The 329-nt window shown below is 41.9% G+C and carries 1 pseudogene; it reads right to left on the bottom strand.

Going from position 1 to position 329, the window contains the following annotated elements:
• Positions 1-329 (bottom strand): annotated as a pseudogene (locus ACKTR2_RS10615) (hypothetical protein); the annotation flags it as partial.

Genomic DNA, 329 nt, shown 5'->3' with positions numbered 1-329 from the left:
TCTTGGTGCACATCGTTTAACTGATTTTTTAATTGCGCTTTTTGTTGGGGACTAGTTGTTTGTTGAATTTGTTGTTGCAAGCCTTGATAGGACTTATTAAGATCCTGGGCTGATAGCTTTTTTAGATCATGTGCAGGCTCTTTTGGGGCTTCTTGTAAGCCTAATTGTTTGGTTAAGCCATCGCTAAGTTCAATCACTTTGTTGCTCACTTGTTGGATCTCACTTAAAGCGCTATGGATTACGGCTTTATCTTTGGCCCAGGTGGCCACGTAACCGAGTGAGTAGTTGCTGGTATCAACGCCAATATTTTGCATGGCAACATATGCGAC

Source organism: Furfurilactobacillus curtus (genome assembly GCF_045862785.1).
GTDB lineage: Bacteria > Bacillota > Bacilli > Lactobacillales > Lactobacillaceae > Furfurilactobacillus > Furfurilactobacillus curtus.
This window is presented reverse-complemented; position numbering and strand designations above follow the sequence as displayed.